This is a genomic window from Streptomyces sp. NPDC043996, assembly GCF_056435225.1.
Window position 1 is genome coordinate 459,917 of record NZ_JBWKEY010000008.1, and the last position, 14,052, is coordinate 473,968.

The window sequence follows — 14,052 nt, forward strand, 5'->3', positions numbered from 1 at the left end:
CACTCAGCTCAGGTCGAGCAGGGTCAAGAGTTCGTCGTTGTAGAAGTCGTCGATGGACAACGCCCCCGACAGCGTCGAGAAGTACCGGTCGATCTGCTCCTGGTGTCCGACCAGCTTCTGCAGCATGTCGACCCGCCCCTCGGGCTTGAGTTCGGCCACGTTGAGCGCGCCTTGGTAGTGGCTGAGGGCCTCGCCGCTCAGGTCGTTCTCGTAGCGCTTGAGCGCCGTGCCGAGCGCGGCGTCGTCGTGCAGCCGGTCGCCGATGTGGTCGGTGAGCGACTGGGCCTGGACGAAGGCCTCGGTGATGCCGCGGGCGGTGATGGAGTCCTTGTGGTTGACCGCGTCACCGACAAGGACCCAGCCGGGGCCGTAGGCCTTGCGGAAGTAGTTCTCCTGGTGGCCCGTGCCGTACAGCTGCTCCTCGCGCTTGCCCGCCTGCATCCGCTCGAAGAGGGCGGGCGCCGTGCTGCGGAAGCTGTCGAGGTAGAAGGGCTCCACTCCCTTGCGGACGTCGTTGTACTGGTCCTGCGGGAAGTAGGTCATGAGCAGCGTGAGGTCGTCGTTGGTGGGGATGACGCCGATCCAGCGGCCCGGGCGCTCGTACAGCTCGAAGTCCGCGGGAACCCCGGACCAGTAGCTGTAGTAGGTGCAGGACACCCGCGGGTGCTCGATGACGTTGGGCGCGCCGACCTTGCGGGCCACCAGCGAGCGCATGCCGTCCGCGCCGACGACCAGGCGGGCCCGCTCGGTCGTCTGGGTGCCTTCCGGCGTCGTGTACTTCACGCCGACGACCCGGTCGTCCTCGTACACCAGGTCGTTGACCGCGCAGCCCTCCTGGAACTCCACCCCGGCCTCCACGGCGCCTTCGGCGAGGACCGGGTCGAGGACGTAGCGCCGGGGCGCGTAGGTGTAGGTCAGGCCGTCGAGCGGGAGCGAGAAGCCGGCGACGCTGACGCCGGGGCCCTCGTAGCGCTGTCGGGTGATCTTCTTGCAGCCCGCGTCACGGAGCTTGTCGAGCAGCCCCCACCGGTTGAGCAGCGCCATGCCCTGCATGTGGATGTAGTGCGAGGACAGCGTGTCCTGCGGAAAACGTGCCTTCTCAAGGAGCAGGACACGATATCCCTGCTGTGCGAAGAGCATGGCCGTCGGCGAACCCGCACAACGGGCACCTATGACAATCACGTCGTACATGGCGCGCCTCTCTTACCAGGTAGTTTTTCGATCCCATGCGGCTACGGCTGGAAATTCCACGGCGATTGGGCGTGCCATCGACGCAGCGGACGAAGTGACCGCGGCCGAGCACGCGGGCGATGCTAGCCGTCCGAACTAGCGGGGAAATTACATTTAGCGCTCATGCACATGACGCCGGTGTTGTGCGCTGTCTCACCTTGGGGACAGCACACGCCACCAACCGGGCCCGATGGCTATTGAGTTACCGCGTCCAGAGATTCGATGTACGCGGAAATCGAAGCCACCGTCGGGTTCAGGAACATCTGGTCGACGGGGACCTCGACGCCCAACTCATCCATGAAAGCGCCCTGAATCTTGACCATGATGATGGACTGACCTCCCAGGGCGAAGAAGTCGTCGTCGAGCGATATCTCATCACGCTGGAGTTCTCGGCACCAAATGGCGCGCACCTTTTCGGCGATCATCACAGTCCTCTCGGTTGTCATCCAGGTCCGGCGGCTACGCCGTCGTGCCGCTGGCGGCGTACTGGCTCATGTGCGCTTCGGCCAGCGCCTTGCGGTCCACTTTTCCGTGCGGGCTCAGCGGCAGCCGCTCGATGTTCACGAACCGGGCCGGGACCATGTTCCGCGGCAGCGTCTTCAGGAGGCTGGCGCGCACCTCGCCCTCCACCACCTCGTCCCCCGCGGGGACGAGGAACGCGACCAGCTCGGCCTCGCCGGATCCGGGGTACGTGATGACCACCGCGGCCTCCCTGACCTCGGGCAGCTTGGCGAGCGCGCGCTCGATGTCGGTGGGGTCGATGCGCATGCCCCGCACCTTCACCTGCGCGTCGATCCGGCCGAGGACGATGAGGTCACCGGCCTCGGTCACATAGCCGCGGTCGCCCGTGCGGTAGGCCCTGCGCGGCTGCCCGTCGACGTCGATCGTCATGAACTTCTCGTTCTCGGGGCCCTTGCCGTTGAGGTAGCCCGCGCCGACGCTGGCCCCCGAGATGCAGATCTCGCCCTGCTCCCCCGGCGCGACGCCGCGCCGGTCCTCGTCGAGGAGGTGGATGTCGGTGTTGTAGGCGGGCTTGCCGACCGGGGTGACGTCCTGCTCGCCGGGCCGGTAGGCGGCCAGGTCGTACGACGTCGCGACGTCCGTGCACTCGGCGACGCCGTACTGGTGCAGGAGGGTGCAGGTGTTGCCCTCGCGCCCCGCCCAGTCGGTGAGCCGGTCGACCTTCAGCGGCTCCCCGCCGAAGAGCACGTAGTCGAGCGAGCTGAGCGCGTCACCGCCGCGCGCGGTCTCCCAGTCCACCAGCAGGTACAGCGTGCTGGAGGCACAGTGCACCACGCGGATGTCGTGCTCCTTCAGCATGCGGTAGGCCATCAGGACGTCGAAGTTCCGGCTCGCCATCAAGTGCTGGGTGGCGCCGCAGAACAGCGGTGTCATCAGGGCGCGTTGGGAGAGGTCGAAGCCGAACGCGCTGACGACCAGGTTGTGGGACCCGCTGTGCAGGCCGTACTCGAGCTTCAGCCAGTTCATCAGGTTGAACCAGCCCTCGTGCCGCACCGCGGTCAGCTTCGGCGTGCCGGTCGACCCGGAGGTGAACACCGCGTAGCACACGTCGTCCCCGGTGACGGTGACGTCGGGTCCGGTCGCCGGGAGGCCTTCCAGGTGCGCGGACAGCTCCTGGAGGTCGATGACCTCCACGGCCGCCGACTCGACCATCGCGGCCGTCGCCGGGGAGGCCACGATCAGGGCGAGATCGGGGATCTGGCCGAGGAGCAGTTCGAGCCGCTCCGCCGGGTAGGCCGGGTCGAGCGGCACATAGGCCGCGCCCGCCTTCAGCGTGCCGAGGACGGCGACGACCATGTCGACCGAGTAGTCGAGGCAGACGCCGACCTTCGCCCCCCGGCCGTGCCCGCGCGCGTTGAGGAAGCGCGCGAACTGGTTGGCCTTCGCGTTCAACTCCGCGTACGTCACCCGCTGTCCGGCGCTCAAGACCGCGACGGCGTCGGGGGCGGCGTCCACGTTCGCCTCGAACTGCCTGTGGACGACGGGCGCCGAAGGCAGGGCGACCCGCTTTCCCTGAAGGATCATCAACTGACTCCGAATGTGAAGGGTGTCCAGCCGGGCGTGCCACCGCGCACCCCGGGGAACGGGGTGGCCTCAGGGGCTCTAGGCGGTGCGCCGATCGGTGGTGCGCTGATCGGTGGCGTCGAGCACCTGGGTCACCCATGTGGCGACGGGCAGACCGTGCGCGGCGGCCACTTGCGAGTAGTAGTCGAGCTGCCCGGCGGACAACTCGATGGTGAGCGTGGTGACGTGCCGCTTGTGCTGGTCGGCGGCCGCGGCCTCGGCCAGCTGGGGTACCTCTTGCCGTGCGTCGCCGCCCGGGGCGGGGGCGGTGCGCCCGCTCTGCTCGGCCAGACCCGCGCGGACCGACCTGCGCAGTTCGTTGCGCGACCACTTGCGCCGTTCGGCCTCGCGGAGCCAGTAGTCCTGCTCCGGCGGCGAGAGCCGGGTCACCTCGGCGTGGTGGGCGAAGCTGAGGCTGTCCCGCCTGCGGTGACGCTCGAACCGCCGGGCCACCCAGGCGTAGTTGCGCAGGGTCTGGTAGTCGAGCCCGGTGCGGTCGACGGCCTCCCGGTAGCGGCGCCACCCGTAGGTGGTCTCCCCGAAGACCAGCCAGTCGCCCAGCCACCAGGCCGAGGAGTTGGTGAGTTCACGCAGGCTGGAGCCGATCCGCTCCCAGGACCGCTCCGACAGGTCCCGCGGCAGGATCATCCCGGACTTCTGGACCGTCGCCTGCTTGCCCACGAACGAAAGCACCACGTCGCGCTCCGCGATCTCGCCCCCGGTGCCCGGCTGCCTCTCCCGCTGATCACTCGCGGTCCTCACCGCACGCCCCGCCACCATCCTCGTTCCCCCCACCGGAGTGTTCGCCTGGGCGACACCGACCGCTCGACCGGGCCATCGGGCGGCGATCACCGTCGTTCCACCTCAGTGACCCTGCTCATGTACGCCGCGGATGCCCGCTGTCACTCCATGGGTTTCCGCGGGTTCCCGCAGGCTGCCGGACCCCTCCTGGCGAGGTGGGCGGCACGCCTGGCTGCTGTGTCTGGCTCGTCGTCGCTCGCGGGCGAGCGGACGTATCCGTTCAGCCCGCCGCCATGGCGTCGCGCAGGCTCTTGGGGCGCAGGTCGGTCCAGTTCTGCTCGACGTACTCCAGGCATTCGGCCCTGGCCGCCTCGCCGAAGACCACCCGCCAGCCCGCGGGCACCTCGGCGAAAACCGGCCACAGGGAATGCTGCTCCTCGTCGTTGATCACCACGTAGAAGCGGCCGTCCTCGTCGTCGAAGGGGTTCGTGCTCAACTGCCACCGTCCTTAAGTCGTCACGGAGTGACGGGAAATGAAAGATCGCCAGGCCGGGTACTAGAACAGCACCGGCGCGGTTTCGCCGAATCGGCGTCGTCCCGTCGACAGGACACCTGGCGTCCGCGGCGACCGGAACGAGACGCCACGGTAGGTCTCGACCACCCTCGTCACAAGGGCGAAAGGATCACTGACCTCCCGGTTGTCCGCCCGGCTCTGGCCCCGGAGGCATTTCCTGGTGCGGGCCCTGATCCTGTGTCACCATGACCGCTCAGTGGGCCCCAATCGGGCCTGCTCGAAAGCGGGTTCAGGCAATCTCCTCCCGCCAAAGCGATCGAGAGTGCGCGGTCGGTCTTCGACTCGCGAGTGGCTCGCCAGGGGCCCGGACTCTCGCGTAGTAGAGATGCCGGACCAGCCCTACCCCAGCCGAAACACCGTCGCGCGGCGGCGACCGCGCTCGCGCCGCAACGAGGGCAAAGGAATTCCTGATGGACGACGCTGTGCGGCGGCACCCGACCGCCGGACACCGGTCAGCGAGCGTGGTCCGGCCGCGGGGACCCGGGCGACCGGCAGCCGCGCCGCGGACGGCGCGGTGTCGGACCTCCGTCCCCGACCGCCCGTACACGAACACCAGTTCCCCATGGCTGTTCCGCGCGGTACGACGGCAGACAGCTCATCGACGAACCTGCGACTGGTGACCCATGGTCTTGAAGTCAGACTCCGAGTACGCGACAGATCCAGACGACGACACACGACGGTCGCTGCTGCGCCACCTGCTGGTGGCGCGCGGCGTCGACGAGGAGGCCCGTCAGCTCCACAAGCAGGGCGCGCTCGACCTGTGGCTGTCCTGTGAGGGGCAGGAGGCCGCCCAGGTGGGCTCCGCCCTCGCCGCGGGCCCGGCCGCGACCGTCTTCCCCAGCTACCGCGAGCACGCGGTGGCCCTGCTGCGCGGCGTGGCGCCGACCGAGCTCGTCGCCCAGTGGGCGGGCCGCACCTTCTGCGGATGGGACCCGCGCGAACTGCGGTTCTTCCCCTACACACTGGTCCTCGCCGCGCAGTCGCTGCACGGCGTCGGCTACTCGCTCGGACAGCGCCTGCAGGGCCGGGAGGACCTCGTCGTCGTCTACATAGGCGACGGCGCCTCCAGTGAGGGCGACATGTCGGAGGCGATGAACCTCGCCGCCGTCGAGTCGGCTTCCGTCCTGTTCGTGTGCCAGAACAACGGCTGGGCCATCTCCAAGCCGGCCGCGGAGCAGATGCGCACCTCGCTCGCCGAGCGCGCCCGCGGCTTCGGCATCGAGTCCGTCCGCGTCCCCGGACAGGACCCGGAGGCCGTCTTCTCCGCCTGCGCCCGGGCCACCGCCCACATCCGCGAGGAGCGGGCGCCCTATCTCGTCGAGATCCTCGTGGACCGCGTCCACGGGCACTCCACGACCGACGCCCAGGAGATCTACCGCAGCCGCGAGGACATCGAGCGGGCCAAGGCGTCGGACCCGGTGGCCGCCTACGCGGACCGCCTTAAGGGCCTCGGCCTGGTGGACGAGGCATGGCTGGACGCGGTCGACGCCGAAGTCCGGGAACTGCGTGAGCGGTTGATGAAGGAGTACGCGTGATGAGCACCCCGCAGTCCGCCCGCCTCGCGGAGTCGATCAACGCTACCCTCGCCGACCTCCTCGAGAACGATCCGCGCGTGCTCCTGCTCGGCGAGGACATCGGGCGCCTCGGAGGCGTGTTCCGGGTGACCCGCGGCCTGCGGGAACGATTCGGCGCGGACCGGGTGCGCGACTCGCTCCTGGCGGAGGCCACCATCGTCGGCCAGGCGGTCGGCATGACGATGAGCGGGCTCGTACCCGTCTGCGAGATACAGTTCGACGGGTTCACCTACCCGGCCGTGAACCAGCTCGTGACCCAGGCGGCCCGGATCGCCGACCGCTGGAACGGGCAGGTCAGCCCGAGCCTGGTGGTGCGCATCCCGACCGCGGGCGGAGTCCGGGGCGTGGAGCACCACAGCGAGTCCAACGAGGCGCTGTTCGCCCGCGTCCCGGGGCTCTCGGTGGCCTGCCCCTCCACGGGCGAGGACGCCGACCAGATCCTGCGCTACGCGGTGAACCTCGGTTCGCCCGTGGTGATGTACGAGCCGATCCGCCTCTACTGGAAGCGGAGCAGGCCCGCCCGCTCCCCCGAGCCCCCGGCGTCGCCGACGGCGGCCCACGTGGTGCGGCGCGGCACGGACCTGACCATCGCCACCTACGGCGCGGTCACCAACGAGGTGCTCGAAGCCGCGCACGCGCTCGCCCCCGACGTCGACGTCGAGGTCGTGGACCTGCGCTGGGTGGCCCCGCTCGACATGGGCACGGTCCTGGAGTCGGTCAGCCGCACCGGGCGGCTCCTCATCGTGCACGAGGGGTCGAAGGACGTCGGCATCGGCGCCGAGATCGCCGCGTCCGTGGCCGAGCACGGCTTCGGCGCGCTCCGCGGCCCGGTCCGCAGGCTCGCGCCCGACCGGCGCGTCTATCCCCCGGCGGATTTCGAGAAGGACTATCTGATCAGTGTGCAGGAGATCAAGGACGAGGTGCTGGTGATGACGAAGTGAGCGACTCCCCCGTGGACATGCACGTTCCCAGCTTCGGGCACGGCCTCGGTGAGGCCCTGCTCGTCGAGTGGGTCGCCGGGGTCGGCGACCAGATCGAGCGGGGCGACGTCATCGCGGTCGTCGAGACCGACAAGGCCAGCACGGAGATCGTGGCCGAGCGCGCCGGACGGGTCGCGGCCCACTCCGCGACGACCGGGACGATCCTCAAGTCCGGTGAGGTGCTGTACCAGTTGGCGACCGACTAGCGCCGCCGCGCCCCGAGCCTTACAGATCCAGTCACTTGAGCGGAGAAGGAACATGAGCGACATCGAAAGCCGCATCGCGGACACCATGCTGGCCAAGCTGCGCGAGCGCGACCCCGCGCTCGGCCCCGACGACCTCAGCCGGCCGGTCGCCGACCTCGACCTCGACTCCCTCGACCTGGTCGAGCTGCACCAGCAGCTGGAGCGCGAACTCCAGGTCAAGGGCGACCTGAGGGAGACGGCGGGCTTCGCCTTCCTCGACGACTTCAGCACCTACTTCGTGAAGCTGGCGAACCGGGGATGAGCGCGGGCATCGTCGACATCGCCACCGCGAAGGCCGGCCGCAGGATCGACAACGACCACTTCGAGTCGATCGGTCTGACGGACGAATGGATCCGGCGCCGCAGCGGCATCGCATCGCGCTCCTGGCTGCCGGACGAGACCCCGCTGGCGGAGGTGGCGGCGGAGGCCTGCGCCCCGATCACGACCCGGATGGACGACCCCTCCTCGATCGGCGCCCTGGTCGTCGTCAGCACCACGGTGCGCCAGCGCGTCCCGGGCATCGCGCAGAAGGTGGCGCAGCTCATCGGCCTGGGGCCCGCGACGCTCGCCTTCGACATGAACGCCGCCTGCTGCGGCTTCGTCTACGGCATGGTCACCGGGCTCTCGCTCGCCGAAGCCGGGCGGGCCCGTTCGGTCCTGGTGTGCTCGGTGGAGGCCATGTCCCGCCTGGTGGACCGCGAGGACCGGCAGACGGCGCCCATCTTCGCCGACGGCGCCGCGGCCGTCCTCATCGAGGACCGCCCGGACTTCGAGGGCTTCCGGCACACCGCGGGCTGCGACGGCTCCCAGGAGGCGCTCATGCGGGAGACCGACGCGGGCGGCATCCACCTCGACGGGATGCAGGTGTACGACCGCGCCGTGCGCCGGATGTCGGAGTCGGCGCAGTACCTCGTCGACCACGGCCCCGCGCCGACCGTCCTCATCGGCCACCAGGCCAACGGCCGCATCCTGGACCAGGTCGGCAACTTCACCCAGCATCTCGGCGTGCCCTTCGTGAACCGGATCGAGCACTCCGGGAACACGTCGTCCGCCACGATTCCACTGGCGTTCGCCGAGGAGCTGGACGCCGGCGGCCTGCCCGCCGCTGGCCGGCTCGGGGCCGTGGCCTACGGCGCCGGTGAGGCGTGGGGCGGGGTGTCGGTGGACTACCGGATGCCGGGCGCCGCGCCCCGCTGACGGGCCGTACCCCCGCGAAGGTACTAGGTACTCGACGTACTCGATCTCAGGAGGTTGTCATCTACTCGCCAGAAGCCTGGGTCCTGCACTCCGGTGCGGTATCCGGCCCGAACGACGGCGGCCCCGGCGGTGCCTTGCGCCACGGTCAGTTCACCTTCGGCCCGCTTGAGGAGGGTGAGGCGCTGGTGGAGCCGATCATCGGCTCCTGGGAGGCCAATGTCGACCACGCGCTCGCCCGTTCGCCCATCGACGTGTGCAGCAGCCGCGGCGAGGACTCGGTGGTCCTCGGCAACCTGGGCGTGGTCCGCGTGCTGCAGGTGAACACGGGCGGCCGCACGGACATCCAGGTCCGCGAGGGCGACCTGTGCATGCTCCTGCCCTTCGGCAAGCTCGACCGCTTCGGCTACGCCGAACTCGCCTACGCCTACGACTGCCCGAACACCATCGGCCTGCTGGCCAAGCGGTCGAAGATGGACGCGAGCATCCTCCTGCCGATCCCGGAGGGCTCCGCGTACTCCCTGCCCCAGTGGGCCACCTACGGGCGGTACTTCACCGCCTGGGACAACTGGAACAAGGCGTACGGGTGCTGGCGCACGCAGGTCCCCGACGACGACCCGGCCAACCACCTGGTGTTCGGCTGGGGCGGCGGCGTGGCCTTCGCCGAGCTGATGCTGGCCAAGCGCGCCGGGTTCCGGGTGGCGATGACGGCGGGCTCGGACGAACGCCTCGCCTTCCTGCGGGAGAACGGCATCACCCCGGTGGACCGCCGCCAGTTCCCCGCCCTTTCGCTGCCCACGCGCGAGGAGCGCACGGACCGCGAGCGCCACCAGCGGCGCCGGACGTCGGTCGCGGCCTTCCAGGACCTCGTCAACGAGCTCAGCGACGGCCACGGCGTCGCCGTCTTCGTGGACAACATCGGCGAGCCGCTGTACGACGTGACGCTGAACTCCCTGGCCCGCGAGGGAGTCGTCACGACGTGCGGCTGGAAGGCGGGGATGCGCCTGTCGCACCTGCGGGGCGCCGAGTGCATCAGCCGGCACATCCTGGTCAATACCCATGTGTGGCGGATCCAGGACTCCCCTGCCATCCGGGACTTCCAGGAGGCCGAGGGCTGGATGGCGCCGAAGGGCTCGGACGTGATCTACGACTTCGACCGGGTGCCCGAGCTGGCCGACGACTACGGGAACGGCCGCATCGCGTCGTACTTCCCGATGTACCACGTGAACCCGCTCTGACCGCTTCGAGCTCTGACCGCTTGCAGCTGGTGAGAGAGACGGCCCCGGTGTCCCCACGGACACCGGGGCCGCTCCCGTGCCCGTGCGGCCCCGGCGCGGCCCCGTCACGGTCCCCGGAATCCCGGTCCTCACATCTGTCGGTTCCTTTTCTTGATCAATAGGGTGGCCCCGCCCCCCGTTGTTCCCCTAAGGAGCCCCGTGTCCCCTGCCAAGGCCATACCGGACATCCTCTCGGCCGAGTTCGCCGCCGACCCCTACCCCGTCTACCGCGCGCTGCGGGAGCACGCCCCGCTCCTGTGGCACGAGCCGACGAAGAGCTATGTCGTCTCGCGCTACGCCGACGTGGAGCGCGTCTTCAAGGACAAGGAGTCGGTGTTCACCACCGACAACTACGACTGGCAGCTGGAGCCGGTGCACGGGCGCACGATCCTGCAGCTGAGCGGCCGGGAGCACGCGGTGCGCCGGGCCCTGGTCGCCCCGGCCTTCCGGGGCGACGAGCTGCGGGACACCTTCTTGCCGGTGATCCGCCGCAACTCCCGTGAGCTGGTGGACGCCTTCCGCGAGCGCGGCAGCGCCGACCTCGTGGCCCAGTACGCGACCCGCTTCCCCGTCAACGTGATCGCGGACATGCTCGGCCTGGACAAGGCCGACCACGCGCGGTTCCACGCCTGGTACACCAACGTGATCGCCTTCCTCGGCAACCTCGCGGGCGACCCCGAGGTCACCACCGCGGGCGAGCGCACCCGCGTGGAGTTCGCCGCGTACCTGCTCCCCATCATCCGGCGGCGGCGCGAGGAGCCGGGCGACGACCTGCTGTCCCGGCTGTGCGCCGCCGAGGTCGACGGGGTCCGCATGAGCGACGAGGACGTCAAGGCGTTCTGCAGCCTGCTGCTCGCGGCGGGCGGCGAGACCACCGACAAGGCGATCGCGAGCGTCGTCGCGAACCTGCTCGCGCACCCCGAGCAGCTCGCGGCGGTGCGCGCGGACCGGTCCCTCGTCGAGCGGGCGTTCATCGAGACGCTGCGCTACACGCCCCCGGTCCACATGATCATGCGGCAGACGGCGGCGGAGGTGGATCTTGCCGGCGGCACGGTCCCGGCCGGGGCCACCGTCACCTGCCTGATCGGCGCGGCGGGCCGGGACGGCGCCCGCTACCGCGACCCGGACCGCTTCGACATCCACCGGGACGACCTGACCGCCACGACCGCCTTCACCGCGGCCGCGGACCACCTGGCCTTCGCCCTCGGGCGGCACTTCTGCGTGGGCGCCCTGCTGGCCCGCGCGGAGGTCGAGACCGGCGTCAACGACCTCCTCGACGCCCTGCCCGACCTGCGGTTCGCGGACGGCTTCACGCCGACGGAGCACGGGGTGTTCACCCGGGGTCCGCGGACGCTGCCGGTGGTCTTCACCCCGGTGGCGCGCTGACGCGCCCACCTCCGGCGTTCCGCCCGCGCGCGGGCGGAACGCCGACCTCTACTGCGCCACCGGCGTGAACTGGACGGGCAGCGCGGTGAGGCCGCGCATCCACACGGAGGGCCGCCAGGTGAGCGCCGCCGGGTCGACGCCGAGGACCAGGTCCGGCAGCCGCTCCAGGAGCGTCTCGACGGCGGTGCGGGCGACAACGTCCGCGAGCAGCGGCGCCGGGTAGGGGCAGCGGTGCTCGCCGTTGCTGAAGGACAGGTGCGCGGAGTTCTCCGAGCCCACCCGCGCCCCCGGCCACAGCTGCGGATCGGAGTTGGCCGCGGCGAGGCCGAGGACCAGGCAGTCGCCCGCGCGGATCTGGCGCCCGCCCAGCTGGGTGTCGCGCACCGCCCAGCGCCCGATGAAGTTCTGCGTCGGGGTGTCGACCCACAGCACTTCGTTGAGGGCCTGGCCGACGCTCAGGCGCCCGCCGGAGACGTTCAGGGCGAACCGCTCGTCGGTCAGGAGCAGCCGCAGCGTGTTGCAGATCCAGTTGGCGGTGGGCTGCTGGGCGGCGGCGATGATCGAGATCAGGTCCTGGACGATCTCCTCGTCGGTGAGCCCGGCGGGGTGCTGGAGCATCCGTGAGGTGACGTCGGCCGCCGGGCGCTCGCGTCGCTCCTTGACCAGTTGGTGCACGCGCGCCCCGACCCGCCCGTACGCGGCGACCGGGTCGTCGCCCTCGGCGGTGTCCAGGGACATGCGCAGGTCCTCGACGAGGCCCTCGGTGTCGGCGGTGCCCGGCGGCATGCCGACCATGTGCACGGCGGCGCGCATGGCGAGCGGATGGGTGTAGGCGCTCATGAGCTCGGCGGCGCCGCGGCCGGAGAAGGCGGCGATCAGCTGGTCGGCGATGTGGACGCACTCGCGGCCGAGTTCGAACTGGTCGACGCCTTCGAGCGCCTCGGTGATCACCCCGGCCCTGCGCCGGTGTTCGGCGCCCTCGGTGAACAGGACGGAGGGCTGGTGGCCGACGAACGGCAGCAGCGGCCAGTCGGCGGGGATGCGGTCCCACTGGTTCCAGCGCCGCGAGTCGCGCGCGAACAGCTCGTCGTGCGCGGTGACGTAGCTGACCTCGGAGTAGCCGAGCACCAGCCAGGCGGGCACGTCGCCGTCCAGCAGGACGGGGGCGACGGAACCGTACCGGCCGCGCAGGCCGCGGTAGAGCTCGAAGGGGGTCTGCTGGTACTCCAGGCCGCTCAGGCGCACCGCGTCGCCGTGGGCGGGGCAGCCGGGCGGTGGAGTGCCGGGCGCGGCCGGTCCGGTCGCTTCGGTCATGCTGTCAGTTCCCGTTCCCGTGCCAGGTGGTGGAGGTGGTCGACGAGGGTGATGAGCACGTCCTTGCCGGACGAGCGGACCCGGGCGTCGCAGTCGACGAGGGGGACGTGCCCGGGCAGGGCGAGGGCGGTGCGGATCTCGTCGAGGGAGTGGTACGCGTGGTCGCCGTCGAAGCGGTTCACGGCCACCACGAAGGGCGTGCCGTGGTGTTCGAGGCGGTCGATGGCGTACCAGGAGTCGTCCATCCTGCGGGTGTCGACGAGCACGACCGCGCCGAGGGTGCCGGAGAACAGGCGGTCCCACAGGAACCAGAAGCGCTTCTGTCCCGGCGCGCCGAACAGATAGAGCACCAGGCGGTCGTTGAGGCTGATGCGGCCGAAGTCGAAGGCGACGGTGGTGGTGTTCTTGGCCGACTCCGTCGGCACCTGGTCGACGTCCTCGCCCGCGCGCGTCATCACCTCCTCGGTGTTCAGCGGGCGGATCTCGCTGACCGAGCGGACCAGGGTCGTCTTGCCGACGCCGAAGCCGCCCACGACGACGATCTTCAGGCCGGACTCGGCCGTGTCGCGCAGGGGTGTCCGGGTCGCGGGCGGCGGCTCAGAGGTTGCGGAGTCCATCGAGCACCTCCGTGAGAAGAGCGGAATCGGGCAGCGCGGCGGACGACGCCACGCGGGGGTGTCGGGGGGTGATGCGGCCGGTGGCCCGCAGGTCCTCCAGGAGGATGCGGACGACCGTGACGGGCAGCGAGAGCTCGGCGGCGATCTCGACGACGGCCGTCGGGTGGCGGCAGAGCTCCAGGATGCGCGCGTGCTCCGACTGCTGGCCGGCGGACGGCTCGCACTCGGCCACGATCAGCGTCACGAGGTCGAACTGGCCGCCGTCGGTGCGGCTGCGGCCGCCGGTGATGGTGTACAGCCGGTCCGGGTCGCCCACGTCGACGGGCCGCCGGGTCATGACGCGGCGTTCGGGTGGCCCTGGTCGCGGGGTTCGGCCCGCAGGTGGTCCCCTATCTGCGCGACGAGCTGCGTCATCTGGTTGCCGACCACTCCGGGGTCGGCGTCCTCATCCGCGATGACGGCGAGGTGGGCGCCCTGTCCGGCCTCCACGACGAACAGCAGGCCGCCGTGGAACTCCGTCATGGAGTGCCGCACCCCGCCCGTGCCGTCCCCGAACTCCATCGACGCGCCCTGGGCGAGCGCCTGCATGCCGGAGCAGATCGCGGAGAGCTGGTCCGCCTGGTCCAGGGTCAGGCCGGGGCTCCAGCACAGCTTCAGGCCGTCCCGTGAGAGCACGAGGGCGTGCCGGGTGCCGGGGGTGGAGTCGAGCAGGGTCTCCAGGAGCCAGTTCAGGCTGTTGTCGGTGGTCGTCATGGTGTGTGCCGGGGCCGTCACCGGGGGGTGCGAACGCCCGTGCCTCCCTTTCGGTGTGCGGGGCGGGGGTCGAGAAGCGGTC

General features: G+C 70.6%; 16 protein-coding genes. 7 read left to right on the top strand and 9 right to left on the bottom strand.

Annotation, left to right across the window (positions count from 1 at the left end):
* Positions 1-3: 3 nt before the first annotated feature.
* From AC07A4_RS23095 to AC07A4_RS23115, 5 genes are all read right to left on the bottom strand, one after another.
* A complete protein-coding gene (locus AC07A4_RS23095) occupies positions 4-1,191 on the bottom strand; it encodes an NAD(P)/FAD-dependent oxidoreductase (protein ID WP_478601629.1) in 1,188 nt (395 codons plus the stop codon).
* A 233-nt stretch (positions 1,192-1,424) separates the two neighbouring features.
* Positions 1,425-1,655 carry a phosphopantetheine-binding protein gene (locus tag AC07A4_RS23100; RefSeq protein ID WP_478601631.1) on the bottom strand — a complete coding sequence of 77 codons (231 nt, stop codon included), beginning with the start codon at positions 1,653-1,655 and terminating at the stop codon, positions 1,425-1,427.
* A 34-nt stretch (positions 1,656-1,689) separates the two neighbouring features.
* The gene (locus tag AC07A4_RS23105; protein ID WP_478601633.1) at positions 1,690-3,276 is read right to left on the bottom strand and encodes an amino acid adenylation domain-containing protein; all 1,587 of its coding nucleotides are present in this window, start codon (positions 3,274-3,276) and stop codon (positions 1,690-1,692) included.
* A gap of 78 nt (positions 3,277-3,354) precedes the next feature.
* Positions 3,355-4,077 carry an LmbU family transcriptional regulator gene (locus AC07A4_RS23110; protein ID WP_478601635.1) on the bottom strand — a complete coding sequence of 241 codons (723 nt, stop codon included), beginning with the start codon at positions 4,075-4,077 and terminating at the stop codon, positions 3,355-3,357.
* Between the two features lie 259 nt (positions 4,078-4,336).
* Positions 4,337-4,552: an MbtH family protein gene (locus AC07A4_RS23115; RefSeq protein WP_478601637.1), complete on the bottom strand. Its 216-nt coding sequence runs from the start codon at positions 4,550-4,552 to the stop codon at positions 4,337-4,339.
* Positions 4,553-5,253: 701 nt separating this feature from the next.
* Between AC07A4_RS23115 and AC07A4_RS23120 the strand changes: the two genes are divergently transcribed.
* From AC07A4_RS23120 to AC07A4_RS23150, 7 genes are all read left to right on the top strand, one after another.
* Positions 5,254-6,165 carry a thiamine pyrophosphate-dependent dehydrogenase E1 component subunit alpha gene (locus tag AC07A4_RS23120; protein WP_478601639.1) on the top strand — a complete coding sequence of 304 codons (912 nt, stop codon included), beginning with the start codon at positions 5,254-5,256 and terminating at the stop codon, positions 6,163-6,165.
* Positions 6,165-7,145: an alpha-ketoacid dehydrogenase subunit beta gene (locus AC07A4_RS23125; protein ID WP_478601641.1), complete on the top strand. Its 981-nt coding sequence runs from the start codon at positions 6,165-6,167 to the stop codon at positions 7,143-7,145. Before AC07A4_RS23120 ends, AC07A4_RS23125 begins: the two co-directional genes overlap by 1 nt.
* On the top strand, positions 7,142-7,390 hold the full coding sequence (locus AC07A4_RS23130) for a biotin/lipoyl-containing protein (protein ID WP_478601643.1): 249 nt from the start codon (positions 7,142-7,144) through the stop codon (positions 7,388-7,390). The genes AC07A4_RS23125 and AC07A4_RS23130 overlap by 4 nt, the downstream gene beginning before the upstream one ends.
* A gap of 52 nt (positions 7,391-7,442) precedes the next feature.
* Positions 7,443-7,691, top strand: a complete 249-nt coding sequence (locus tag AC07A4_RS23135; protein ID WP_478601645.1) for a phosphopantetheine-binding protein — start codon at positions 7,443-7,445, stop codon at positions 7,689-7,691.
* The gene (locus AC07A4_RS23140; RefSeq protein ID WP_478601647.1) at positions 7,688-8,626 is read left to right on the top strand and encodes a 3-oxoacyl-ACP synthase III family protein; all 939 of its coding nucleotides are present in this window, start codon (positions 7,688-7,690) and stop codon (positions 8,624-8,626) included. The genes AC07A4_RS23135 and AC07A4_RS23140 overlap by 4 nt, the downstream gene beginning before the upstream one ends.
* 134 nt (positions 8,627-8,760) lie before the next feature.
* Positions 8,761-9,861, top strand: a complete 1,101-nt coding sequence (locus tag AC07A4_RS23145; RefSeq protein ID WP_478601649.1) for a zinc-binding dehydrogenase — start codon at positions 8,761-8,763, stop codon at positions 9,859-9,861.
* 198 nt (positions 9,862-10,059) lie between these two features.
* The gene (locus AC07A4_RS23150; protein ID WP_478601651.1) at positions 10,060-11,286 is read left to right on the top strand and encodes a cytochrome P450; all 1,227 of its coding nucleotides are present in this window, start codon (positions 10,060-10,062) and stop codon (positions 11,284-11,286) included.
* A gap of 48 nt (positions 11,287-11,334) precedes the next feature.
* Here the strand turns inward: AC07A4_RS23150 and AC07A4_RS23155 are convergent, their stop codons facing one another.
* From AC07A4_RS23155 to AC07A4_RS23170, 4 genes are read right to left on the bottom strand one after another with little or no spacing between them, the layout of a single operon-like run.
* Entirely contained in the window at positions 11,335-12,600 is a 1,266-nt protein-coding gene (locus tag AC07A4_RS23155) for a cytochrome P450 (RefSeq protein WP_478601653.1), read from the bottom strand.
* Positions 12,597-13,217, bottom strand: a complete 621-nt coding sequence (locus tag AC07A4_RS23160) for a GTP-binding protein (protein WP_478601655.1) — start codon at positions 13,215-13,217, stop codon at positions 12,597-12,599. The genes AC07A4_RS23155 and AC07A4_RS23160 overlap by 4 nt, the downstream gene beginning before the upstream one ends.
* Positions 13,198-13,554, bottom strand: coding sequence for a DUF742 domain-containing protein (locus AC07A4_RS23165; RefSeq protein WP_478601657.1), 357 nt, complete (start codon positions 13,552-13,554; stop codon positions 13,198-13,200). Before AC07A4_RS23165 ends, AC07A4_RS23160 begins: the two co-directional genes overlap by 20 nt.
* Positions 13,551-13,970 (bottom strand): roadblock/LC7 domain-containing protein, encoded by a 420-nt coding sequence (locus AC07A4_RS23170; protein ID WP_478601659.1) that lies wholly within the window; start codon positions 13,968-13,970, stop codon positions 13,551-13,553. Before AC07A4_RS23170 ends, AC07A4_RS23165 begins: the two co-directional genes overlap by 4 nt.
* Positions 13,971-14,052 lie beyond the last annotated feature (82 nt).